Here is a 22,473-nt window from a genome sequence, read left to right on the forward strand (position 1 = left end):
CCGCCGGAGTGGTGTTAACCGAACCTCGGCAACAGGTTAAAGGTGCTGCCGAACCAGCAAAGAATAACCATCACGCCAAATAGAATCACCACCGCGGGAATCGCTTTGCCGCCCCAGACGGTGAACATTTTGTCCGGGAAGCGCTCGCGCGATTTTAGCGCGAGGAACGCCGGTACGATCACCGCCCAGATGGTTGCGCAGAGCCCCGCGCCGCCGATGGCGTAGATAAAGCCGTTAGGGAAAATCAGATACAGCGCGGCGGGCGGTAAAAAGGTGAGCAGCAGGGTCTTGAATCGCCCGGACGGCGAATTATCCATTTTGAATAAATCCGCCAGATAGTCGAATAGCCCCAGCGTGACGCCAAAGAAAGAGCTCGCGACCGCCAGGTTGGAGAAGATCAGCAGGAAAAATTCGATGACGCCGTGCTGATTGGTACCTAAAAATGACTTCACCAACGAGTCGACGTTACCGCCTGAGGCGATAATCTCTTTAAAGTTGCTGCGATGGATATTGCCCATCGTGCAGTAAAGCCAGAACAGATAAATGACCAGGGCCAGTAGCGAACCAAAGACGATGCTCTTAATCAACTTATCTTTGCGTTTGCCGTAGCAGATAATCAGGCTGGGAATATTGCCATGGAAACCGAACGAGGCCAGGCAAACCGGCACGGCCATCAGAATATAGGGGAGGTAGGTTTTATTGGCTTCCGGTGCGGCGAGATCGCGCAGGATCGTGTAGTCAACCTGGAAGAAAAACGATCCAAATACCACGATAAAGGCGATGATCTTGATGCCAAGAAATAAAGAGGTAATGCGGCTGGCAGCCAGCGAACTGACCCACAGAATACACGCGACAAACACCGCGCTGCCGATGCCGACGATTCGCGGATTAACGTGCGTTCCGGTATTGATCGCGATAGTTTCGCTGATAATGGCGCCGTTTGCCGAAATATAGGCATAGGTGAGAATATACAGTACGAATGCGACGGTGATTCCGCTTATTACGTTCCACTTCGCGCCAATTAAATCTTTGGTAATGGTATTAAAACTGGAACCTACCGGGTAGTTCAGGTTCGCTTCCAGTAATAATAGCCCGGAGTGCAGCATCGAAAACCAGGCAATAATAAGAATAAAAGCCCCCCAAAAAAACCAGGCTCCGGCAAGGTCGACCGGTAAAGCAAACATCCCGCCACCGATTACGGTACCGGCAATTACCATAATTCCCCAGAATGAGGAATGTTTTGTATTTGAATTTTCTTCCATGGCTTTCCCTTATTGATAACGGCGAATGCGTTGTTGTTGTCAGGAATATCGTAATGCCAGGCATGAATAAGCCAGTGGCTATATTCTGGATATAACCACTGGCGTTTAGGTTAATTACACTTCAGTCAGTTTGGCGGTAAAGTGGCGCAGCACTTTAGGCTCGTAGGTAAAGGTTAATCCTTTAATATTGTGGGCATTCTCTTTGACATGTTCGAAGGCCTCAATAATAAAGTCCATATGCGTTTGGGTGTAGGTCGCGCGCGGAATGGTTAAGCGCAGCAGTTCTGCCGGACACGGCAGTTGTTTGCCGGTTTTCGGGTCGCGGCCCAGCAGGAATGAACCAATTTCTACGGCGCGGATCCCCGCGACTTTATACAGCTCGCAGGCCAGCGCCTGAGCCGGGAACTGGTCGGCCGGAATATGCGGCAGCAGCTTACCGGCATCGACAAACGCCGCGTGTCCGCCAGCCTGCTGACAGGTCACGCCAATGGCTTCCAGTCCATCGACCAGATATTGAATCTGGGTGATGCGGTAGGCCAACCAATCCTGATTCATCCCGTCGTACAGACCAACGGCCAGACGTTCCATCGCGCCGCCTTCCAGCCCGCCATAGGTAGGGAAGCCTTCCTGCACGACGCAGAGGGTACGACATTCGGTGTACACGTCGAAGAAGCTGTCGTCCTTGATACACAGCAGGCCGCCCATGGGCACCATGGCATCTTTCTTCGCCGACATGGCGAGCATATCCGCATACTTATAGGTTTCACGGGTGATCTCTTCAATACTCCAGTCCTGATAACCCGGTTCGCGTTGCTGAATAAAGTAAGCGTTTTCCGCAAAGCGCGCCGAATCCATCACTACCGGAATATCGTATTTCTTCGCAATCGCGTACATCGCCTTCAGGTTCGCCAGCGACACCGGCTGGCCGCCCGCCGAGTTACAGGTAATGGTTGCGACAATATACGGCACGTTGTTCGGGCCGACCGTTTCAATGCCGTGCTCTAAACCCTGCAGGTCGAAATCACCTTTAAAATCGTTACGCGCGGCGGTGTCGAACGCTTCTTTAATATATACGTTACGTACGGTACAGCCGTTAATCTGGCTATGGCCCTGGGTGGTGTCGAAGAAATAGTTAGAGAACGCCACCATTTTGCTGCGGTCGAGGCCTTTTTCCTGCTCGCGTTTTTTGATGAGCACCGGAATATAAATTTGCTCGGCGCCGCGTCCCTGGTGCGTTGGAATAGTGTGCTGATAGCCAAAAATATCTTTTACGGCATTGCACAGCGCATAGTAGCTACGGCTGCCGCTATAGGCTTCATCGCCACGCAGCATCGCTGCCTGCATATTTTGCGTTACCGCGCCGGTGCCGCTGTCGGTGAGCAGGTCAATAAACACGTCTTCGCTGTCGAGCAGGAAGGGGTTCATCCCGGCCTGAATAATGGCTTTTTCGCGGTGTTCGCGGGTGGTACGTTTTACTGGCTCAATGACGCGAATACGGAACGGTTCTGGCAGATGTTTAAAGTTATTCATGGTGTCATCCTTAAATCGTTATTTTTAGCGCGCGGCTCCCCGCTGGTTATTCATGAAATATGAAAAACCACTTATTGGCGCAATACGAATACCATCTCTGCTCTCGGTATATTACGGCATCAATCTACACGGCCTGTTAAAAAGGCGTGCAGCGTCGCTGTAATAAAACAGAAAGGCATAGATTTTTATGGAATATCAGAAATAGCGGTTACACCACTATTTACAATGATACAGGCGTGGAGTCGTTCGAGGAGTTAAGGACGGTGATTGACGATGACGTTGTCAATATTAAACCACTTCGAAATTTTATACGTTCTATTCAGGATGTTCATAATGTATGTTCTCCATCAGACACGCCCATACATTATGATAATTTATTTTTTTGTCTATTAACTGTGCATTCAATTGTGAATCTGGTCACGATTGATTATATCTACGCGCTAAAGCAGGGTTACGTTTCCTGAGCTTAATGAATAACAGAATAATCACCTATGCAATCACCCTGTCGCAAGGCCCCGCCGCTAGGGGGCCAGATGGACCTGCGGTACCGCCGCGTCAGGGTGCTGGTTCATGCTGATGTCTGCACCGTACCAGCGGTGAATCACCGGCTGCTGAATCACCTCCTGCGGCGTGCCTTGGGCGACCAGCTTGCCCTGATATAACAACAGAATAGTGTCGGCCCACAGGGCGGCGAGGTTGAGATCGTGCAGCACAATGCACACGTGCAGCTCGCCGCGGCGGGTCAGCTTCTTCAGCAGCCGCAGCAGGTGCTGTTGATAGAACAGGTCCAGCGCCGAGGTTGGTTCGTCGAGAAACAGCCATCCCTGCGGACCATCGTCGCGCCACAGTTGCGCCAGGCTGCGTGCCAGCTGCACGCGCTGCTGTTCGCCGCCGGAGAGCGCCGGATAGAGACGGCCCGCCAGATGGGTACAGCCGGTTTCGGCCATCACCCGCTGGATAAGCGCCGGGTCCACTTCCGCTCCCCACGGCGCGCGCCCCATGGCGATCACCGTTTCCACCGGCCAACTGGCGTTCAGCTGCGTGCGTTGCAGCATCACCGCGCGGCGGCGGGAAAGGGCAGCAGTCGACCACTCGGTAAGCGGTTTGCCTTCAATGTTCTGCTCGCCGCTGTCGGCGTTGAGAAAGCCGGAAAGTAGCCGCAGCAGGGTCGATTTTCCCGCGCCGTTGGGGCCAATCAGCGCGGTGACTTCGCCGCGCCGCAGCTCCAGCGACACGCCATCAATCACCCGACGTTTGCCCAGACGCAGCGACAGCGCGCGGGCGGAATAGTGCTTATCCATGGGCCCCCCTCTCCTGACGGAATATAAGCCACAAGAACCACGGTGCGCCGAGCAGGCTGGTCAGCAGCCCCACCGGCATCTCGGCAGGCGCGGCAACCGTACGGGCGAGGGTATCGGCAATTAACAGCAGAATGGCGCCCGCCAGCAGCGAGCCGGGGATCAGCCCGCGGTGATCCGGCCCGAGCCACATGCGCATCAGATGCGGAACCACCAGCCCGATAAAGCCAATCACCCCGCTTATCGCCACCGATGCCGCCACCAGCACCGCGCTACACAGCAGCAGCACGCGCTGCAGCACCCGGACGTTAACGCCGAGATAGTGCGCTTCTTCATCACCCAACTGAAGCAGATTGAGGCGCGCGGCCATCCACCACACCACCAGCGATGATGGGATAATCAGCGTGGCGGAGACCAACAGCGTCGGCCACTCCGCCTGCCCCAGGCTGCCCATCCCCCATAGTGACAGCTGGCGCAGCTGCGCGTCGTTGCTGATCCACGACAGCATCCCCACCAGCGCGCCGCACAGGGCGTTAATCGCAATACCGACCAGCAGCAGGCGCGAGAGCGAACCGTCGCCAGCCTTACTGAGCACAAAAATCACTGCCATCACCGTCAGGCTGCCGATAAACGCGGCCAGCATGGGCGCATACAGCGCCACCAGAACCGGTACGGAAATCGGCAGTACCAGCCAGAACGCCACCGCCAGCGCCGCGCCGCTGCTGATCCCGAGCAGCCCCGGATCGGCGAGCGGGTTGCGAAATAGCCCCTGCATCACGCAGCCGGAGAGCGCCAGCGCGCTGCCTACCAGCAGCGCCAGCAGCACGCGCGGCAGACGGATGGTGAGCCAGATATGGCGCAGCACCTCGTCGCCGGACGGCCAGAGGCTCGCGAGCGGTAGCCGCATGGCGCCGAGGGTGGTGGCGAACAGCGTCAGGCTAATCAGCAGCGCGACCATCAGCCAGAGCTGGCGGGAGACGGTGATTTGCATCAGGGTAGCTGCTCCGCTTTTTGCCGCAGCTGCAGCAGCGCCTGCGGCGTGCGCGGGCTGAACCCGAGCAAGGCCATATCGTCAACCACCAGCACCTGCTTGTCGCGCCCGGCCGACGTTTGCGCCAGACCCGGCAACTTCCACAGCGATGCTTCGCCGCCCATGCCTTTTAGACCGTCGGCGGAAATCACCACCAGATCCGGCCGGCTGGCGATGACGCCTTCCTGCGACATGGTGCGATAGTGGTCAAAGCCCTGCATGGCGTTTTGCAGACCCGCGAGCTTAATCGCGCCGTCCGCCGCCGTCCGCTGCCCGGCCACCAGCGCGCCGGAACCGCCGTGGCTGAGGATAAACAGCACGCGCTTATTCAACGGCTGGGCCGGAATTTTGGCCATATCGTCATGCAGCGATTGACGCAGGGCATCGCCCTGCGGGCCTTTACCCAACGCGTCGGCGATAACGCTGATTTTACGCTCCATCGCCGCCGCGTCGTAGCCGCCCGGTACGTTAACCACCTTCACCTTGCTGTCTTCTACCTTTTGCAGCACCAGTGACGGCTGTGCCTGGCTGCTGGCCAGCACCAGCGTAGGGCGCAGGGAAAGAATGCCTTCCGCATTGAGCTGGCGCAGGTAGCCGACGTCCGGCAGCGATTGTGACGCCGTCGGCCAGGTGCTGGTGCTGTCGCGAGCGACCAGCTGCGACTGGGTATCCAGCGCGTAGACGATTTCCGTCACGTCGCCGCCGAGGGTGATAATACGCTCGGCGGCGTTAGCCAACAGCGGCAGCGCCGCCAGCAGAATCAGCAGTCGTTTCATACGGTCTGCCCTTCCGCCGTCAGGCTATCGACCTGGGTGCGCCACCGTTGCTGCTCCGGATGGCCTTCGCTGCGCTGCCCGTACAGCTGGGCAATCTGGGTGCCGTCTTTGGCAAATAGCTCTACGCTGGTGACGTGACCGTCAACGGTCGGCTTACGCGTCACCCACACTTCGTCGATGGTCTCTTCACGCAGGTGCAGGGTGAAGGCGCTGTTGAAGATGTTGATCCAGCCGCGCATTGGCGTCAGCTTCTCCAGCACGCCGGTGAAGATTTGCACGCAGCCGCGGTTGCCAACGAAAATCATAAATTCATTGCCGTCCCGCTGCAGGGTTTCCAGCAGGCGAGGCAGGGCATCAGTATCGATGCGACAGGCCAGGTCGTCGTTGACCAGGCGGAAAGCCTGCTGGCGCGAGAGGTTGTACTTGCGCAGCAGCGCGAAGAACTGGTGGACGTCGGTCATTGCGCGCCACTCTTTTTCCAGCGCCGCGCCGTCGGCCGTGTCGGCATAGCGCGCGTTTTCCACCAGACGAACCGCCAGCGGCGCTGGCGTTGATTGGGCCTGTTCGGCAATCAGCGCCTGCCAGGCCTCGCTGTCCGTGTTGTTAGTGGTATAGACCTTCAGCACCGCGTCGCCGTGCGGGTCAAAGAACTGAATGCTCTCGCGGCCCCCATCGTTAACGTGAAACGCGCTGGCCCACTGGCTCAGGAACAGGCGCAGGTCGAGGGCGCGCGGGTTGAGTACCAGGCCCGCGTGGCCGTCGAGGTGCTGGTGGGTGAACGCGCCAACCTGCTCATGCACCGCGTACTCATTGCGGCAGATGCATTTGGTTTCGCCGACCTTTTCCAGCGAAGCGAGGATCGCGCGCGCATTATCCTGCAGGCGAACGGCATCGTGGCCGACGCGGGCTGCGGTCAGTTCTGCTTCGCTCACCCCCATTACGGCGGCGATATCGCGAGCGTATTTGGCGGCACCGCTGGCTTTGACGTCCTGATAGCGCTGCCACAGTTCATTTGATGCGTTTTGCATAACTCTCTTCCTTATCATTACCCCGGCCAGCGGCCGGAGGCAGATTTTGTTGATGTTGTTATCAGAAATCGACGTTGACGCCCAACTGCCAGGTACGGCCCGGCATCACCGCCAGCGACTTATCGTTGGCGTCCTGATTGGTGGACGTTTCAATGTTGCGGCTGCTCAGGTAGTCCCAGTATTTACGGTCAGTCAGGTTATACACGCCGCCGTTGATACGGACGTTCTTCGCCACGCGCCAGTAGGCCGTCCAGTCGAGCATGCCGTAGCCAGGTACGCGCATGTATTCGCTGGTGGAATCGGTAATCGCGCTGCCGGTGTTAGCGTAGCTCTCACGGTTGGTGGCAGTGGCGCGTTTGCCTTTCACGAAGGTGGCGGTCAGCGCGGTACCGTACACTTTCGACGGATCGTCCCACGCCACGCCGACGATCGCTTTCATCGGCGCAACGCTATCGAGGTCGACGTATTTGTCGCCGTAGTAGCTGGATTTTGACTTCCCTTCGCTGTAGCCGTAGGCCAGCGTTGCGCTCAGGCCGTCAACCTGCTCAAACCAGGTGCCAAAGTTGAATTTCGCGCTGATCTCACCGCCGTAGATATAGGCTTTATCACGGTTTTCCGCCTGATAAATGGTGTAGATGTTCGACGGTACGTTGGCGAACTGGGTTGGGTTGTTGGAACGGGTGTAGCGGGTATAGGCGATAAAGTCTTTATAGTTGTTGTAGAACAACGCGGTACGCATGGTGATCCCTTCGGTCACTTCGCCCTTCATGCCCCACTCGAAGTTGTCGCTGGTTTCGGTTTTCAGATCGGTATTGCCGATCAGCGCGTACTGACCGCGGCCCGCGTAGCTGGATCCGAGGTTCCATGAACCGTACAGCTGGCTGGTGTTCGGGAACTCCGCACCGCGTTTGTACTGCAGATAGGTCATCATGCGCGGCGTAATGTCGTACTGGAAGGTCAGCGACGGCAGCGCCTGGGTATCAGCGTTTTTGCCATACAGCGTGGAGACCGAGGATTCGGTCAGCACCGTGCTGTTGGTGGTCAGGCTGGAGAGGTTCTCCGGCTTGGTGGACTGGTGCACGACGCGAACGCCCGGGATCACCGCAAAGTTATGCCCGTCGAGATCGAAGTTGATCCGATCCTGCAGGAAGCCGCCGATCGTGTACTCGCGGCTGTCCGCTTCCGGCTGCATGATCTCGCTATAAACGCTTGGGATCGGCGACTGGCTGAACGGACGCTGGGTTTTGGTGGTGCTGGCGTTGAAACCGGCGCTCAGATCGTGACGACCCTGCGTTTTTGCTAATGCTGTCTGCATACCCCAGGTATCGGTGTCGTAGTCAGAGTAGACCGTTTCCATCGTGCCGGTAGTGCTGTCTGGCATGTAGGTGCGGTCGTGTGCTTCGGTATGCTGGTAATAGACCTTGGTGGACATGCTGTCGATGAAATCGTTCATCGGCGTCCAGTCGTCTTTCAGGCTCAGGCCCCAGCGGCGAGTCTGGCTGGTCTGCTGTGCGTTGCCGATGGTACTGTCGCCAGCGTTGTCCCACACATCGTAGTGGGTGTGGTTGGTTTTATGGTAGTAGTCGAGGGTGCTGGTCAGTTTGTGCTGATCGTTAGGCTGCCAGATCCCAGAGGCCATAAACGCGTCGGAGTGCCAGTTCGCCGGGAACGCGTCCACGCTCGAACTGTTGGTGGTGGTCTCCTGGCCATCGCGGCGGCTGTAGACAAAAATGCCGCGCAGCGTTTCGTCGCCGCCCGCTGCCGTCAGGCCATTGTGCCAGCTGCGGTCAGACGAGTCATACTCGCTGCGGTAGCTAAAAGCGCTGGTTTTGCCTGGATGCAGATAGTCGTCCGCCGATTTCGGCTGGAAGGAGACGTTGCCGCCGATGGAAGTATTGGCGGTCTCGGTGTCGGTCGCGCCAGATTGAATATCCACGCTGCCGTACATGTACGGGTCAATATAGTCGCGGCCGATGCCGAAGGTGTTTTGGCCGGCGCGGCTGACGTAGCTGCGGCCGGTGGCGTTCGGCTGCGCAATGCCGTCGACGTCGATGCCGACGCGGTTGCTCTCAAGGCCACGAATGTTGTAGCCGGTGTAGCCGCCGCGGTCGAAGCCGCTTTTGCCGTTGCCGGATCCGCCGCTAGCGCCGGTCGCGCCGATCAGCGGTTCATAACGCATAATGGAACCAAAATCGTTGGCCCCTTTGTCCTGAAGCTCCTGCGCGCTTACCGCGTGCTGGCTGCCCGGTTTGAGTACCGGTGCGGGGGCGGTGACGGTCATCTGTTCCGCGCTGTCGACGGCGGTTTTGTCCTGTGTTTCAGCCGCGCCCGCGGAAGTCTGATAGATTGCTGCGAGCAAAGAGGTCACCAGTAGGCTTTTCTTGCGCCACGCCTCTGATTGAATGGATTTGTACATAGTTGCCATGCCTTCATCGTTATTAGTATTGGCTCACGCGTAACTTCCAGAATCTGCTTTTCCGTAAGCATTTTGACGCTATCCAATTTTCAGTGATGCGAATGGTAATGATAGTTGTTATCATTTGCAACAAGGTTTGCAAATAAACCTGCTTGCATGCAACAATTTGATTACAATTTTGTTTTTTGACTCTCCCGAGATAGCGATGACCGAGAAAGCGGCTGTTACCATCACCTACTGTTCCCAATGCAACTGGATGCTGCGCGCCAGCTGGATGGCGCAGGAACTGCTACACACCTTCAGCACCGATATTGCCTGCGTAACGCTGATACCGGGTACCGGCGGGATTTTTGCCATTACCGTCGGGGATGAACTGGTGTGGGAGCGCAAGCGTGACGATGGCTTCCCGGACGCCGCCGAGCTCAAGCGTCGGGTGCGCGACGTTTGCTTCCCGGAAAAACCGCTGGGGCATGTGGATAAGCACGAAGGATAAAGCGGCTGCGAATGCGCCATTAAACGTGTATTATTAATGCATCTTTATTGATGAGGGACGGGCTATGGCAGGCAAACGCATCGATCGTGAAAAACGGACAATCAGCAGCATGATTACGCTTTATCAGCGCCGCTGTCCGCAGGCGTTGCACGATGCTGAGCATTACGAGATGCTGAACCGTTATGCCGATAAGCGGCTGGATAAATGCGTGTTCGGCGAACAAAAGCCAGCCTGCAAGCAGTGCCCGGTGCACTGCTACCAACCCGCAAAGCGTGAAGAGATGAAACAGATTATGCGCTGGGCGGGTCCGCGGATGCTCTGGCGTCACCCGCTTCTCACGATCCTCCATTTGATTGATGACCGACGCCCGGTTCCCGAGCTGCCGGAGAAATATCGGCGCAAAAAATAGCCTTACAGGGTACGGCAGTGACGACGATACTCCGACGGCGAGCGGGCAGTATGCTTGCGGAAGATGCGGCAAAAGTAGTTGCTGTCCTCAAAGCCACAGTGGTGGGCAATCTCTTTGATTTTCAGTTCATAGCCGCGCAGTAATTTCTTTGCTAACTCCAGGCGAACGGCGGTGAGGTATTCGTTAAAGCCGACGGTGCTGGATTTCTGAAACAGGTGCGACAGATAGTTTGGCGTGATATGAAATTTCTTCGCCACCGTCTCTCGGCTGAGCGCCCCGGCGGCGTGTTCGTCGATATATTCCTGAATCGCCAGAAATAATTCTCTGCTTTTGCTGACCGTATCCGCCAGATGGGTCAGTTGATCGATACAGTGGCTGAGCAGGCCGCTGAGCACTATCTGCGTCGTGGGCATCACCGGGCGGATCGCCAGCTCATTCATCGCCAGCAGTAGATACGAGCCTACCCGCGGGCCGAGTCGCGCCACGTGCTGCTTGCGGATCTCAACGAATTTTTTACCGTCGAAGCGTTGAAGGCTGAAGCCCAGTTTTTGTTTGCTGAACAGAATGCTCAGCGACGTCGCCGGGCCGTGCCACCGTGGGGCATTCCAGCGCCCGCCGGGAATATACAGCGCCTGCAGCGGCCCAAGCGGCGCTTCCAGGCAGCCATCCGGCAGCTCGCCTTCCAGCACAATTTCAAGGCGGGGAAACGATACGCTCATCGCCAGCTCTGGTGCGGGCTGCGAGGCTTGCGGGAAGCGTACGACGAGGTCTCCCTGGCGGGAAAGCAGCTGTTCCAGTACGGGGACGAGGGTTGACTCTGACATGCTCATGTCCTGTTGTTATTCTGGATTTTGAATCTCATCACACTTTATTTTGCTGTACACAAAAATCCAGCGTTGTGTAGCTATCTCATACAGAATAGCGGCCACGCCTGCAGTAACTTTTCATACATGTTGTGAAATGGTTAACAAAAGAGAGGCGGTATGGACAAGCAAGCGGCATTCTGGCTGGATGCACTGGGCGCCAACGGCGGACTGTCAGCAACGATGAAACACGAGCTGGATACCCAGGGCTATACGATCGTTCACGGCGTAGCGGATGCCGACTGGCTGGCCGCAATGCGCGAGCGAATTGATTTTCTGGTGGAGAAAGAAGGTGAAAACCTGGCGGTGGAGCACCATCAGGAGGAGACGGCGACGCGGGTGGCGAACCTGGTGAATAAAGGCGTGGTGTGGGAGAAAGTGTGGGCGCATCCGCTGATTCTGTCAGCGTGCCGCTATATTTTTGGGGGCGCGTTTAAAGTTTCCAGCCTCAACGCCCGTGAGGCGCTGTACAACGGTGGTCATCAGCCGCTGCACGCCGACTGGAAAAAGCCGCGTCCAGATTTTCCGAAGGTGCACCTGGTGAACACCATCTGGGCAATTGACGATCTCTCCGCCGCGAACGGCGCACCGCGTATTATCCCCGCCACGCACCTGCGCCCCGAGCTGCCGGAAGACGTGCTGCAAGATGTGGAAGCACCGCATCCGGACGAAGTGATTTTTGCAGCCCCTGCGGGTAGCGTGATGATTTACAACGCCCATGCCTGGCACGGCGGCATGACTAACCGCGAAGGTTCGCGCCGCCGCGTGCTACACGGCCTGTACATCGACCGGGCAGACGCCGCGCAGCAGGATCAGCGCCGCTGGCTCACCCCGGAAACCGCCAGCCGCTTGACGCCCGCGCAGAAGTGGCTGCTGGATGTGGAGTAGTGCACTGAACGAGCCCTCTCCCTTAAAAGGGAGAGGGGGGCCGTTACGCTAAATCTTCCCCGTTGCTGGCTATCACCTTCTTATACCACCAGAACGATTTTTTACGCGTCCGCGCCAGCGTCCCGTTGCCCGCGTCATCGCGGTCGACGTACACGAATCCGTAGCGCTTACTCATCTCGCCCGTCGACGCCGCCACCAGGTCAATACAACCCCACGTGGTGTAGCCGATCAGCGGCACGCCGTCTTCGATGGCATCGCCCATGGCGCGGATATGTTCGCGTAAATAGCTGATGCGGTAATCGTCGTCGATCTGTCCATCGGCGTTGACGACGTCCTTCGCGCCAAGACCGTTCTCCACCAGGAACAGCGGCTTCTGGTAGCGGTCGTACATCATGTTCATGGTGATACGCAGGCCGAGCGGGTCGATACCCCAGCCCCATTCGCTGGCCTCAATGTACGGGTTCTTCAGCGACTTCACGATGTTGGCCGCGTTGGTGTTATTCGCGTTCATGTCTGCCGATGCGCAGCGTGAGGCGTAGTAGCTGAACGACACAAAATCGACCGTATGCTTAAGCGCTTCATCATCTCCGGCCTCTTTGGCGATGGTCACGCCTTTTTCGCGGAACACCCGAGCCGAGTAGGCCGGGTAGCGGCCGCGCGCCTGCACATCGATAAAGAACAGGTTCTCGCGATCTTTCTCCAGCGCCGCCCACACGTCTTCCGGCTTGCAGGAGTAGGGGTAGAAGTTGCCGCCTGCCAGCATGCAGCCTACCTGGTTCTGCGGGTTGACCTCATGGGCGATTTTGGTGGCCAGCGCGCTGGCCACCAGCTCGTGGTGCGCGGCCTGGTACTTCACCTGATCCTGATTTTCGCCTTCTTCGAACACCAGCCCCGCACCGGAGAACGGACTGTGCAGCATAATGTTGATTTCATTGAAGGTCAGCCAGTATTTCACCAGCCCGTCGAATGCTTCAAAGCAGGTGCGGGCATAGCGGGTAAAGAACTCCACCATCTTGCGATTACGCCACGAGCCGTACTCGGTCACCAGGTGCATCGGCACGTCGAAGTGGCACAGCGTCACCAGCGGTTCGATACCGTATTTTTTACATTCGCGGAACAGATCGCGGTAGAAGGCGATACCTTCCTCATTCGGCGTCAGTTCGTCGCCGTTCGGGTACAGACGGCTCCAGGCGATGGAGGTGCGGAATACGCCGAAGCCCATTTCGGCCATCAGCGCGATATCTTCTTTATAACGATGATAGAAGTCGATCGCCTGGTGGCTGGGATAGAACTCATCATCGCGCAGCGTGAAACGCTTCTCCTGGCCCAGTTTGACCGGCAGGCGGTTGACGCCGTGCGGGATCATATCCACGGTGGTCAGCCCTTTGCCGCCTTCAAGATACGCTCCTTCGGCCTGGTTAGCGGCAATGGCGCCGCCCCAGAGGAATCCTTGCGGAAATGTCGACATGCGTTACCTCGCTAAAAAATTTATGAAATTTGTGCGGCTGTGGCGTTTACCGGCGCGCTAGCCTGACGTTGGCGTGCTTCGGCGGCGGCGTCTTCTACCGGAATGTCCTCAAAGCCGAGGATCAGCGTCAGCACGAACGACAGCACCACCGCCAGCGCCATCACGCCGAACACCCAGACGATGGTCATCGGGTTAGCCGGGTCGAAGAACTGCACGCTGGTAAACAGCCCCGGCGCGGCCATTGAATGGCTGGCCAGTCCGGCGATACCGGCGACCGCGCCGCAGATAAAGCCGCTGATCAGGCTGGCGATCAGCGGGCGCTTCAGGCGTACGGCGACCCCGTACAGCGCCGGTTCTGAGATGCCGGCCAGAATGGCGGACGCGGCGGCGGCCAGCGCGGTCTGGCGCAGTTCCGGGTTTTTGGTTTTCCACGCTACCGCCAGCGACGAACCGCCGAGCGACAGGTTGGCGCCGATTTCTGACGGCATCACCATGCCTTCTTTACCGGTTTCGGCAATAGTTTGAATGATGGTTGGGGTAAAGACGCGGTGCATCCCGGTCATCACCAGCAGCGGCCAGAGCGCACCCATAATGGCGACCGACAGCCAGCCCAGATAGCCGTGAATGGTGTACACCAGCGCGGAGATGGCGCTACCGATCCAGATCCCAATCGGGCCTATCAACAGAATCGCCAGCGGCGCTGCGATCAGCACGATCAGCATGGGTTTCAGGAAGTTTTTGGTGACGGCGGGCGTAATTCTGTCAACCCAGCGTTCAATGTAGGAGAGGCACCAGGTCATCACCAGCGCCGGGATCACCGTGTAGGTGTATTTCACGGCGGTCACCGGAATGTAGGCAAACTCGACGTGCTCGCCCTGTGCGGCTTTCGCCATCAGCTCAATAAAGCTCGGGTGCACCAGCACCCCGGCGATAGCAATCGCCAGCGACATGTTGGTTTTGAATTTCACTGCCGCAGAGGCGGCAACCATCAGCGGCAGGAAGAAGAAGGCGCCGTCACCGATGACGGTCAGAATGGTGAGCGTCGGTGCGCCTTTTGGCAACACGCCGGTCATTTCGAGGATCATCGCCAGCAGCTTAACCATCGATCCGCCGATAATCGCCGGGATCAGCGGTGACATGGTGCCGATCAGCGCATCGAGGATCCCGGCACCAATGCGACGCAGGGTCAGCTTCGGTTTCCCGACCGGGGCCGCTGGCTGCATGTCGTTCGGCAGCAAGTTGACCACTTCGCGGTAAGCCTGCGAGACGGTGTTGCCAATAATCACCTGGCACTGGCTGTCGGTGCGTACCACGCCCATCACGCCGCTGATGCCTTTAAGCGTCGCGCTATCAACCAGCGTGTCATCTTTCAGCACGAAGCGTAGACGGGTCATGCAGTGCGTGACGGCGGAGATATTCTCCACGCCGCCAAGCGCGCTCACCACAGATTGCGCCAGAGCCGCATAATTTTTAGCCATCGGAAAATCCTGTTTTATCAGTAGGGTACTTATGGTTCATCGCCTGAATGCTTCAAAAGATGAAACGCTGTATAGGAAACCGGTTCCACATAATCATCAAGTGTTTATTTTGTTGCTACAAGATCTAGATTTTGTTTTTGATTGATTCGTGAAACCGATCACAGGAAATAGCCCTGATGAAAGATTCACCCGTTTCGCCATTGCTGAAAATCGCCAGGCGGTGCAGTACACTGCGGGCAGATAATTTTTCAAAGGTATGAATATGACGACGATGCTAGAGGTGGCACGACGGGCGGGCGTATCGAAAGCCACCGTGTCCCGGGTGCTATCGGGCAACGGTTATGTCAGTCAGGAGACCAAAGACCGGGTGTTTTTGGCTATCGAAGAGAGCGGCTACCGGCCAAACCTTCTGGCGCGTAATCTGGCCACCAAAAAGACGCAAACGCTGGGGCTGGTGGTGACAAACACCCTTTATCATGGCGTGTACTTTAGCGAACTGCTGTATCACGCGGCGAGTATGACGGAAGATCAGGGGCGTCGTCTGGTACTCGCCGACGGCAAGCACAGCGCCGAAGAGGAGCGTGAGGCGATTCAGTATCTGCTCGATTTGCGCTGCGATGGCATTATTATTTATCCACGTTTTTTAAGCGTCGACGAAATTGACGATATTATTCAGCAGCAGCAACAGCCGGTGATGGTCATTAACCGTCGCCTGCGCCGAAATAGCAGCCACTGCGTTTATTGCGATCAAAAATCTTCCAGCCAGCAGGCGGTGGAAAAATTAATTACGCTGGGCCATCGTGATATTGCTTTTATTACCGGCTCGCTGGATTCGCCGACCGGCGTTGAGCGTCTTTCCGGCTATAAGGATGCGCTGGCGAAACATGGCATTACGCTACGTAATGAGCTGATTGTAGAAGGAAAATGGACGCCCGCCACCGGCGCGGCAGGTGTCGATATTCTGCGAGAAAGGCAGGTGACATTCAGCGCGCTGGTGGCCAGTAACGATGATATGGCGGTGGGCGCAATCAAGCGGCTTCATGCTCACGGAATAGCGGTGCCGCAGCAGGTGTCGGTGATTGGCTTTGACGATATTGCGTTAGCGCCGTATATGATTCCGTCCCTCTCGAGCGTGCGTATTCCGGTGACGGAAATGATTAAAGAGACGATTCACCGTCTTATTTTTATGCTCGACGGCGGTGATTTTAAATATCAACAAACCTTTCCCGGCGAATTGATTGAGCGCGAGTCCATCGTCGCCGGCCCGCACCGTTAATGTCGTCAGCTGTCATCGTCATTAGTGACGATGACAGCCTGTTCCGGCAGACACTCTGTCAAATCCCCTTATGAATCAATAAAATAAAAGTTGGCTCGAATAATGCATTCTCCCGCGCAATCACTGTCATAGCTGGAGAAGTTGATGAACCGTTTCATCATCGCTGATGCGAGTAAATGTATTGGCTGCCGTACGTGCGAAGTCGCCTGCGTGGTTTCTCACCAGCAGGATCAGGACTGCGCCGCGCTGACGCCACAGTCGTTCCTGCCGCGTATTCACGTTATTAAGGGCGTAGATGTTTCTACCGCCACCGCCTGCCGCCAGTGCGAAGACGCGCCGTGCGCCAACGTCTGCCCGAACGGCGCGATTGTCCGCGACAAAGGGTTTATCCACGTTATGCAGGAGCGCTGCATTGGCTGCAAAACCTGTGTGGTGGCCTGCCCCTATGGCGCGATGGAAGTGGTGGTGCGTCCGGTTGTGCGCGACAGCGGCGCAGGTCTGAAGGTGCGTGCGGAAAAAGCGGAAGCCAACAAGTGCGACCTTTGCTTCCACCGTGAAGAAGGCCCGGCCTGTATGGAAGCGTGCCCGACCCACGCGTTGTTCTGCGTTGACCGCAACAAGCTGGAACAGCTTAGCGCGGAAAAACGCCGTCGCGCCGCGCTGGAAAGCGCCGCGTCTATCTCTCTTTAATCATCCTTTATTTCTCTTTTAACAGGTCTGTTACTGATGAAAAAAATCACGAGTGTATGCCCTTATTGCGGTGCTGGTTGCAAACTGAAGCTGGTCGTCGACCACGGTAAAATTATTCGCGCCGAGGCGGCTGATGGGCAAACCAACCAGAATGAGCTGTGCCTGAAAGGCTACTACGGTTGGGATTTTCTGAACGATACCCAACTGCTGACGCCGCGTCTGACGCAGCCGATGATCCGCTATGAAAAAGGGGGCAAATTCACCCCCGTGAGCTGGGATGAAGCCATTCGCTACACCGCGAAACGGCTGAGTGAGATCAAAGCCAAATACGGACCGCGCGCCATTATGACCACCGGGTCATCGCGCGGTACCGGTAATGAAACCAACTATGTGATGCAGAAATTCGCCCGCGGCGTGCTGCACACCAATAACGTCGATTGCTGCGCCCGCGTGTGCCACGGCCCATCGGTTGCCGGGTTGCAGGAAGTGCTGGGTAACGGCGCGATGAGCAACAGCATCGGCGATATTGAAAATTCCCGTTGCCTGCTGGTCTTTGGCTACAACTGCGCGGATTCGCACCCCATCGTGGCGCGTCGCGTGATTAAGGCCAAAGATAAAGGGGCGAAAATTATCGTCTGCGACCCGCGCAAAATTGAAACCGCGCGCATCGCCGATCAGCATCTACAAATGCGTAACGGTAGCAATATGGCGCTGGTGAATGCCTTTGCCCATGTGCTGCTGGAAGAAGAGCTGTACGACAAAGAGTATGTTGCGCGCTACGCCACCGGGCTGGACGAGATGCGTGAAGTCGTTAAAGACTACGCGCCCGAAGCGGTGGAAGAACTGACCGGTATTCCCGCCGCACAGGTTCGTCAGGCGATGCGCACTTATGCGGCGGCGCCGTCGGCGACCATCATGTGGGGCATGGGCGTCACCCAGTTCGGCCAGGCGGTTGACGTAGTGAAAGGGCTGGCAAGCCTGGCGCTGCTGACCGGTAACCTCGGGCGTGAAGCCGTCGGCGTTGGCCCGGTGCGTGGGCAGAACAACGTGCAGGGCGCGTGTGACATGGGCGTGCTGCCAAATCAGTTCCCTGGCTATCAGGACGTGACGGACCCGCAGGTGCGTGAAAAATTCGCCAATGCCTGGGGGATTGATGCCAGCCTGATGGACGACAAAGTCGGCGTGCGCATTACCGAAGTGCCGCATCTGGCAATAGAAGGCAAGGTTAAAGCCTACTACATCATGGGTGAAGATCCGCTGCAAACCGAGGCGGATTTAGGGCTGGTGCGCAAAGGCTTCGAAGCGCTCGATTTCGTGGTGGTGCAGGATATTTTCATGACCAAAACCGCCGAACAGGCTGACGTACTGCTGCCCGCCACTTCCTGGGGCGAGCATGGCGGCGTCTTTACCTGCGCTGACCGCGGCTTCCAGCGCTTCGATAAAGCCATCGACGCGAAGTATAACGTCAAGCGCGACTGGGAGATTATCAGCCTGATCGCCAGCGAAATGGGTTATCCGATGCACTACGACGATAACCAGCAAATCTGGGACGAAATGCGCGAGCTGTGCCCGCTGTTCTACGGCGTGACCTACGAAAAAATGGGTGACATGGGCCACGTGCAGTGGCCTTGCCCGACGCTGGATCACCCCGGTACACCGTACCTGTATGAAGGTAATCAGTTTGCCACGCCGGACGGCAAAGGCCATCTGTTCGCCGCACCGTGGCGTGCCCCGGCGGAAAGCCCGGATGCAGATTTTCCGCTGGTACTGTGCACCGTACGTGAGGTGGGCCACTACTCCTGCCGCTCGATGACCGGTAACTGTGCCGCGCTGCAATCGCTGGCCGATGAACCGGGATTTGTGCAAATCAACCCGCAGGACGCAGAACGGCTGAACATCAAAGATAAACAACTGGTGTGGGTTTCCTCCCGCCGCGGTAAGGTCATTAGCCGCGCCTGCGTAAGTGAACGTATCAACGCGGGCTGTGTCTACATGACCTATCAATGGTGGGTAGGGGCCTGCAATGAACTGACTCAGGACAACCTCGATCCTATCTCCAAAACACCGGAAACCAAGTATTGCGCGGTGAAAGTGGAGGCGATTGTGGATCAGCTCTGGGCCGAAGAGCATGCGCTACAAAGCTATCAGTCGATGAAAATGCGTCTGAAAGCGGCGGTACACGGGTAATCACGATGAGTGCAAACGGCGTGCAGATCCGCATCTGCGGAAAGGTACAGGGGGTAGGTTTCCGCCCCTTCGTCTGGCAGTTGGCGCAGCAGCGCGGCTGTCTGGGCGATGTCTGTAATGACAGTGCCGGGGTACTATTGCGCCTGTACGGCGATGAAGCGGACTTCATCGCCGCGCTGTACCAGTACTGCCCGCCGCTTGCACGCATCGACAGTACCCAGGTTGAGCCGTTTGACTGGCCGACCATCCCAACCGACTTTACGATCCGCCAGAGCGGTAGCGGGGCGATGAGCACGCAAATTGTTCCCGATGCGGCGACCTGCCCAGCCTGTCTGGCGGAAATGAATGACCCGCAGGAGCGGCGCTACCGCTACCCGTTTATCAACTGCACCCACTGCGGGCCACGTTTTACCATTATTAACGCCATGCCGTATGACCGGCCTTTCACCGTGATGGCGGCATTCCCGCTTTGCCCGCAGTGCGAGGCGGAGTACCGCAACCCGTATGACCGACGTTTTCATGCCCAGCCGGTGGCCTGCGCCGAGTGCGGCCCGTGGCTGACGTGGCTTAGCGGCAGCCAGCGTGCACAGAAAGAAGAGGCGCTTCAGGCCGCCGTCGCGCAGCTGAATACTGGCGGCATCGTCGCCGTGAAAGGGATTGGCGGTTTTCATCTGGCCTGCGACGCCAGCAACGAACGGGCTGTTGAACGGCTGCGTGCCCGTAAGCATCGCCCGGCGAAACCGCTGGCGGTGATGCTGCCGAATAGCGACGCGCTGCCAATCGACGCAAGATCGCTGTTGAACACGCCCGCCGCGCCGATTGTGCTGGTGGATAAAGCACGTGTAGCGGGGCTTTGTGACCTCATCGCGCCGGAACTGGCCGAGGTGGGCGTGATGCTGCCCGCCAACCCGCTCCAGCATTTGCTGATGCAGGCGCTGGGTCGCCCGCTGGTGATGACCTCCGGCAATCTTAGCGGCAAACCGCCCGCTCTCAGCAATGACCAGGCGCTGGCGGATCTCGCCGACATCGCCGACGGATTCCTGCTGCATAACCGCGATATCGTCCAGCGCATGGACGATTCGGTGGTGCGCCAGAGCGGTGAAATGCTGCGCCGTTCGCGCGGTTTTGTGCCGGATGCGCTGCCGCTGCCGCCGGGCTTTCATCACGTGCCGCCCATGTTATGTCTTGGCGCTGATATGAAAAACACCTTCTGCCTGGTCCGTGGTGACCAGGCGGTTGTCAGCCAGCACTTTGGCGATCTGACCGACGACGGTGTTGAAAGCCAGTGGCAGCAGGCGCTGGGATTAATGCAGGCGATATACGATTTTACGCCGCAGGCCGTCGTCGCCGACGCGCACCGTGGCTACCGTTCCTCTCGCTGGGCAGACGCGAGCGCATTACCGCAGCAACGCGTGCTGCACCACCATGCGCATATTGCCGCCTGTCTGGCCGAGCACGATTGGCCGCTCGACGGCGGCGATGTCATTGCGATGGCGCTGGACGGTATCGGAATGGGCGAGAACGGCGCGCTGTGGGGCGGTGAGTGTCTGCGCGTTAACTACCGGGAATGCGAGCATCTTGGCGGCCTGCCGCCGGTGGCGCTGCCGGGCGGTGACCTGGCGGCGAAGCAGCCGTGGCGCAATCTGCTGGCCCACTGCCTGGCGTTTGTTCCCGCCTGGCAGACCTTCGCTGAAACCCAACCGCTGCAACAACAAAACTGGCCGCTGCTGAAACAGGCGATCGCGCGGGGCTTGAACAGCCCACAGGCCTCCTCCTGCGGCCGCCTGTTTGATGCGGTAGCCAGCGCGCTGGGCTGCGCGCCGCAGACATTGAGTTATGAAGGTGAGGCGGCGTGTCGGCTGGAGGCGCTGGCCGCCACCTGCTCCGGCGTGAGCCATCCGGTGATCATGCCGGTACGCGAGAGTCAGCTCGATCTCATGCGCTTCTGGGACACATGGCTGCGCTGGCAGGCGACACCCGCGCATAAAGCGTGGGCGTTCCACGATGCGCTGGCGCGTGGCGTGGCCGAATTGCTGCGTTCTCACGCCAGCCCGGCAAATATTTCCACGCTAGCGTTTGGCGGCGGCGTGCTGCACAACGCGCTGCTGCGTGCGCGGTTAATGCACTATTTACACGATTTCACTTTGCTCTTTCCGAAGCGCTTACCCGCGGGTGATGGGGCGATTTCATACGGGCAGGCCGTCATTGCGGCAGCTCGTCATCAGCTTTAAAGGAGTTATTCATGTTGTGGAATGTTCTTCGTCAACAGCCGCGGGCATCGCTGCTGGTGCTGGCTTTGGTATTGGCGAACCTACTGGCCTGGGGCTGGGCGTGGCAGGCCTTTGGCCATAACGGCGCGCTGATGGCCGCCAGCCTGCTGGCGTGGGGCTATGGCCTGCGCCACGCGGTGGACGCTGACCATATCGCGGCGATTGATAACGTCACCCGTAAAATGATGCAGCAGGGCAAGCGCCCGTTTGGCGTGGGAGCCTGGTTCTCACTCGGCCACTCTTCCATCGTGGTGCTGGCGTCGGTGGCGATTGCCGCCACGGCAACCGCTTTCCAGCATAAAATGAGCTGGTTCCACGATACCGGTAGCATTATCGGCACCACGGTTTCCGCCGTGTTCCTGCTGGCGATGGCGCTGGTCAACCTGGTTATCTTGCGTGGCGTATGGCGCAGCTTCCAGGCGCTGAAAAAAGGGGAGTCGGTTTCTGCTGACGTCCCGGTGACCGGCGGTCTGATGAATGCGCTGTTCAGCCGTACTTTCCGCCTGATCGGCAAAAGCTGGCATATGTATCTGGTCGGCTTCCTGTTCGGCCTCGGCTTTGATACGGCGACCGAAATCGGCGTGCTGGGTATCTCTGCCGCCAGCGCCTCCAGCGGCATGTCGATGTGGTCGATTATGGTTTTCCCGGCGCTGTTCGCGAGCGGAATGGCGCTGGTGGATACGCTGGATAACATCCTGATGGTCGGTGCTTACGGCTGGGCCTTCAACAAGCCGCAGCGCAAGCTGTATTACAACATGACTATTACCGGTGCTTCCGTGGTCGTCGCGCTGTTTATCGGTGGTCTGGAAGCGTTGGGGCTGATTATTGATAAGTTTGACCTGACGGGCGGCATCTGGAGCGGCGTGTCTATGCTGAGCGACAACCTCGGCAACGCGGGCTTTGTGGTGATTGGTCTGTTTGCGCTGTGCTGGCTGGTGTCGATGGTGAACTACCGCTGGCGCAATTATGACGCGCTGGTGGTGCGGTAAGATTTGAGCCGTTCCCGGCCAAGCGCAGCGCCGCCGGGGAAGCAGCAAATGCAAAAACAAAAAAAGCCCCGGGGCACCGGGGCAAAATCAGACTTCCATACTTCCTTGTGCTTGAGGGTTAA

Annotated in this window: 19 protein-coding genes; 8 read left to right on the plus strand and 11 right to left on the minus strand. The window is 57.9% G+C overall.

Going from position 1 to position 22,473, the window contains the following annotated elements; genetic code table 11:
• Positions 1 to 14: 14 nt before the first annotated feature.
• From tnaB to ABTW00_RS05050, 8 genes are all read right to left on the minus strand, one after another.
• Positions 15 to 1,262: a low affinity tryptophan permease TnaB gene (tnaB, locus tag ABTW00_RS05015; protein ID WP_065357911.1), complete on the minus strand. Its 1,248-nt coding sequence runs from the start codon at positions 1,260 to 1,262 to the stop codon at positions 15 to 17.
• A 114-nt stretch (positions 1,263 to 1,376) separates the two neighbouring features.
• Positions 1,377 to 2,792, minus strand: coding sequence for a tryptophanase (tnaA, locus tag ABTW00_RS05020; protein WP_433639274.1), 1,416 nt, complete (start codon positions 2,790 to 2,792; stop codon positions 1,377 to 1,379).
• A gap of 254 nt (positions 2,793 to 3,046) precedes the next feature.
• Positions 3,047 to 3,124: a tryptophanase leader peptide gene (gene tnaC, locus ABTW00_RS05025; RefSeq protein WP_074398737.1), complete on the minus strand. Its 78-nt coding sequence runs from the start codon at positions 3,122 to 3,124 to the stop codon at positions 3,047 to 3,049.
• A gap of 189 nt (positions 3,125 to 3,313) precedes the next feature.
• On the minus strand, positions 3,314 to 4,093 hold the full coding sequence (locus ABTW00_RS05030) for a heme ABC transporter ATP-binding protein (protein WP_065357910.1): 780 nt from the start codon (positions 4,091 to 4,093) through the stop codon (positions 3,314 to 3,316).
• Complete coding sequence (locus ABTW00_RS05035; RefSeq protein ID WP_433639277.1) at positions 4,086 to 5,081, minus strand: FecCD family ABC transporter permease; 996 nt, start codon at positions 5,079 to 5,081, stop codon at positions 4,086 to 4,088. Before ABTW00_RS05035 ends, ABTW00_RS05030 begins: the two co-directional genes overlap by 8 nt.
• Complete coding sequence (locus ABTW00_RS05040) at positions 5,081 to 5,896, minus strand: heme/hemin ABC transporter substrate-binding protein (protein ID WP_433639280.1); 816 nt, start codon at positions 5,894 to 5,896, stop codon at positions 5,081 to 5,083. Before ABTW00_RS05040 ends, ABTW00_RS05035 begins: the two co-directional genes overlap by 1 nt.
• Entirely contained in the window at positions 5,893 to 6,924 is a 1,032-nt protein-coding gene (locus tag ABTW00_RS05045) for a hemin-degrading factor (RefSeq protein WP_433639282.1), read from the minus strand. Before ABTW00_RS05045 ends, ABTW00_RS05040 begins: the two co-directional genes overlap by 4 nt.
• A 61-nt stretch (positions 6,925 to 6,985) precedes the next feature.
• The gene (locus tag ABTW00_RS05050; RefSeq protein WP_433639284.1) at positions 6,986 to 9,340 is read right to left on the minus strand and encodes a TonB-dependent receptor domain-containing protein; all 2,355 of its coding nucleotides are present in this window, start codon (positions 9,338 to 9,340) and stop codon (positions 6,986 to 6,988) included.
• A 205-nt stretch (positions 9,341 to 9,545) separates the two neighbouring features.
• On the opposite strand from ABTW00_RS05050, the gene ABTW00_RS05055 reads away from it, so the two are divergent.
• Together ABTW00_RS05055 and ABTW00_RS05060 are read left to right on the plus strand one after the other, a co-directional pair.
• The gene (locus tag ABTW00_RS05055) at positions 9,546 to 9,833 is read left to right on the plus strand and encodes a SelT/SelW/SelH family protein (RefSeq protein ID WP_064543168.1); all 288 of its coding nucleotides are present in this window, start codon (positions 9,546 to 9,548) and stop codon (positions 9,831 to 9,833) included.
• A gap of 64 nt (positions 9,834 to 9,897) precedes the next feature.
• Positions 9,898 to 10,242, plus strand: a complete 345-nt coding sequence (locus tag ABTW00_RS05060) for a nitrous oxide-stimulated promoter family protein (RefSeq protein WP_064543171.1) — start codon at positions 9,898 to 9,900, stop codon at positions 10,240 to 10,242.
• Positions 10,243 to 10,244: 2 nt separating this feature from the next.
• Here the strand turns inward: ABTW00_RS05060 and ABTW00_RS05065 are convergent, their stop codons facing one another.
• On the minus strand, positions 10,245 to 11,066 hold the full coding sequence (locus ABTW00_RS05065; RefSeq protein ID WP_433639289.1) for a helix-turn-helix transcriptional regulator: 822 nt from the start codon (positions 11,064 to 11,066) through the stop codon (positions 10,245 to 10,247).
• Between the two features lie 159 nt (positions 11,067 to 11,225).
• Between ABTW00_RS05065 and ABTW00_RS05070 the strand changes: the two genes are divergently transcribed.
• Entirely contained in the window at positions 11,226 to 11,993 is a 768-nt protein-coding gene (locus ABTW00_RS05070; protein WP_433639292.1) for a phytanoyl-CoA dioxygenase family protein, read from the plus strand.
• Positions 11,994 to 12,036: 43 nt separating this feature from the next.
• Here ABTW00_RS05070 and ABTW00_RS05075 read toward each other — a convergent pair whose 3' ends face one another.
• Positions 12,037 to 13,461: a 6-phospho-beta-glucosidase gene (locus tag ABTW00_RS05075; protein WP_271447610.1), complete on the minus strand. Its 1,425-nt coding sequence runs from the start codon at positions 13,459 to 13,461 to the stop codon at positions 12,037 to 12,039.
• A 20-nt stretch (positions 13,462 to 13,481) separates the two neighbouring features.
• Positions 13,482 to 14,939, minus strand: coding sequence for a PTS cellobiose/arbutin/salicin transporter subunit IIBC (ascF, locus tag ABTW00_RS05080; protein WP_065358282.1), 1,458 nt, complete (start codon positions 14,937 to 14,939; stop codon positions 13,482 to 13,484).
• Positions 14,940 to 15,201: 262 nt separating this feature from the next.
• On the opposite strand from ascF, the gene ABTW00_RS05085 reads away from it, so the two are divergent.
• The 5 genes from ABTW00_RS05085 (at position 15,202) to ABTW00_RS05105 (ending at position 22,351) form a co-directional block, all read left to right on the plus strand.
• Positions 15,202 to 16,215 (plus strand): LacI family DNA-binding transcriptional regulator, encoded by a 1,014-nt coding sequence (locus ABTW00_RS05085; protein ID WP_163446273.1) that lies wholly within the window; start codon positions 15,202 to 15,204, stop codon positions 16,213 to 16,215.
• Positions 16,216 to 16,359: 144 nt separating this feature from the next.
• Positions 16,360 to 16,905 (plus strand): electron transport protein HydN, encoded by a 546-nt coding sequence (hydN, locus tag ABTW00_RS05090; protein ID WP_064543184.1) that lies wholly within the window; start codon positions 16,360 to 16,362, stop codon positions 16,903 to 16,905.
• A gap of 36 nt (positions 16,906 to 16,941) precedes the next feature.
• Entirely contained in the window at positions 16,942 to 19,092 is a 2,151-nt protein-coding gene (gene fdhF / locus ABTW00_RS05095; RefSeq protein WP_065358284.1) for a formate dehydrogenase subunit alpha, read from the plus strand.
• Positions 19,093 to 19,097: 5 nt separating this feature from the next.
• On the plus strand, positions 19,098 to 21,323 hold the full coding sequence (gene hypF, locus ABTW00_RS05100; protein WP_433639298.1) for a carbamoyltransferase HypF: 2,226 nt from the start codon (positions 19,098 to 19,100) through the stop codon (positions 21,321 to 21,323).
• An 11-nt stretch (positions 21,324 to 21,334) separates the two neighbouring features.
• On the plus strand, positions 21,335 to 22,351 hold the full coding sequence (locus tag ABTW00_RS05105; protein WP_064543190.1) for a HoxN/HupN/NixA family nickel/cobalt transporter: 1,017 nt from the start codon (positions 21,335 to 21,337) through the stop codon (positions 22,349 to 22,351).
• Positions 22,352 to 22,473: the final 122 nt, after the last annotated feature.

Source organism: Kluyvera georgiana, assembly GCF_050990895.1.
Taxonomy (GTDB): Bacteria; Pseudomonadota; Gammaproteobacteria; order Enterobacterales; family Enterobacteriaceae; genus Kluyvera; species Kluyvera georgiana.

Excerpts from the sequence above, each read along its gene's own strand:
- tnaB (WP_065357911.1), bottom strand. The coding sequence starts at position 1,262 with ATGGAAGAAAATTCAAATACAAAACATTCCTCATTCTGGGGAATTATG.
- tnaA (WP_433639274.1), bottom strand. The coding sequence starts at position 2,792 with ATGAATAACTTTAAACATCTGCCAGAACCGTTCCGTATTCGCGTCATT.
- tnaC (WP_074398737.1), bottom strand. The coding sequence starts at position 3,124 with ATGAACATCCTGAATAGAACGTATAAAATTTCGAAGTGGTTTAATATT.
- ABTW00_RS05030 (WP_065357910.1), bottom strand. The coding sequence starts at position 4,093 with ATGGATAAGCACTATTCCGCCCGCGCGCTGTCGCTGCGTCTGGGCAAA.
- ABTW00_RS05035 (WP_433639277.1), bottom strand. The coding sequence starts at position 5,081 with ATGCAAATCACCGTCTCCCGCCAGCTCTGGCTGATGGTCGCGCTGCTG.
- ABTW00_RS05040 (WP_433639280.1), bottom strand. The coding sequence starts at position 5,896 with ATGAAACGACTGCTGATTCTGCTGGCGGCGCTGCCGCTGTTGGCTAAC.
- ABTW00_RS05045 (WP_433639282.1), bottom strand. The coding sequence starts at position 6,924 with ATGCAAAACGCATCAAATGAACTGTGGCAGCGCTATCAGGACGTCAAA.
- ABTW00_RS05050 (WP_433639284.1), bottom strand. The coding sequence starts at position 9,340 with ATGTACAAATCCATTCAATCAGAGGCGTGGCGCAAGAAAAGCCTACTG.
- ABTW00_RS05055 (WP_064543168.1), top strand. The coding sequence starts at position 9,546 with ATGACCGAGAAAGCGGCTGTTACCATCACCTACTGTTCCCAATGCAAC.
- ABTW00_RS05060 (WP_064543171.1), top strand. The coding sequence starts at position 9,898 with ATGGCAGGCAAACGCATCGATCGTGAAAAACGGACAATCAGCAGCATG.
- ABTW00_RS05065 (WP_433639289.1), bottom strand. The coding sequence starts at position 11,066 with ATGTCAGAGTCAACCCTCGTCCCCGTACTGGAACAGCTGCTTTCCCGC.
- ABTW00_RS05070 (WP_433639292.1), top strand. The coding sequence starts at position 11,226 with ATGGACAAGCAAGCGGCATTCTGGCTGGATGCACTGGGCGCCAACGGC.
- ABTW00_RS05075 (WP_271447610.1), bottom strand. The coding sequence starts at position 13,461 with ATGTCGACATTTCCGCAAGGATTCCTCTGGGGCGGCGCCATTGCCGCT.
- ascF (WP_065358282.1), bottom strand. The coding sequence starts at position 14,939 with ATGGCTAAAAATTATGCGGCTCTGGCGCAATCTGTGGTGAGCGCGCTT.
- ABTW00_RS05085 (WP_163446273.1), top strand. The coding sequence starts at position 15,202 with ATGACGACGATGCTAGAGGTGGCACGACGGGCGGGCGTATCGAAAGCC.
- hydN (WP_064543184.1), top strand. The coding sequence starts at position 16,360 with ATGAACCGTTTCATCATCGCTGATGCGAGTAAATGTATTGGCTGCCGT.
- fdhF (WP_065358284.1), top strand. The coding sequence starts at position 16,942 with ATGAAAAAAATCACGAGTGTATGCCCTTATTGCGGTGCTGGTTGCAAA.
- hypF (WP_433639298.1), top strand. The coding sequence starts at position 19,098 with ATGAGTGCAAACGGCGTGCAGATCCGCATCTGCGGAAAGGTACAGGGG.
- ABTW00_RS05105 (WP_064543190.1), top strand. The coding sequence starts at position 21,335 with ATGTTGTGGAATGTTCTTCGTCAACAGCCGCGGGCATCGCTGCTGGTG.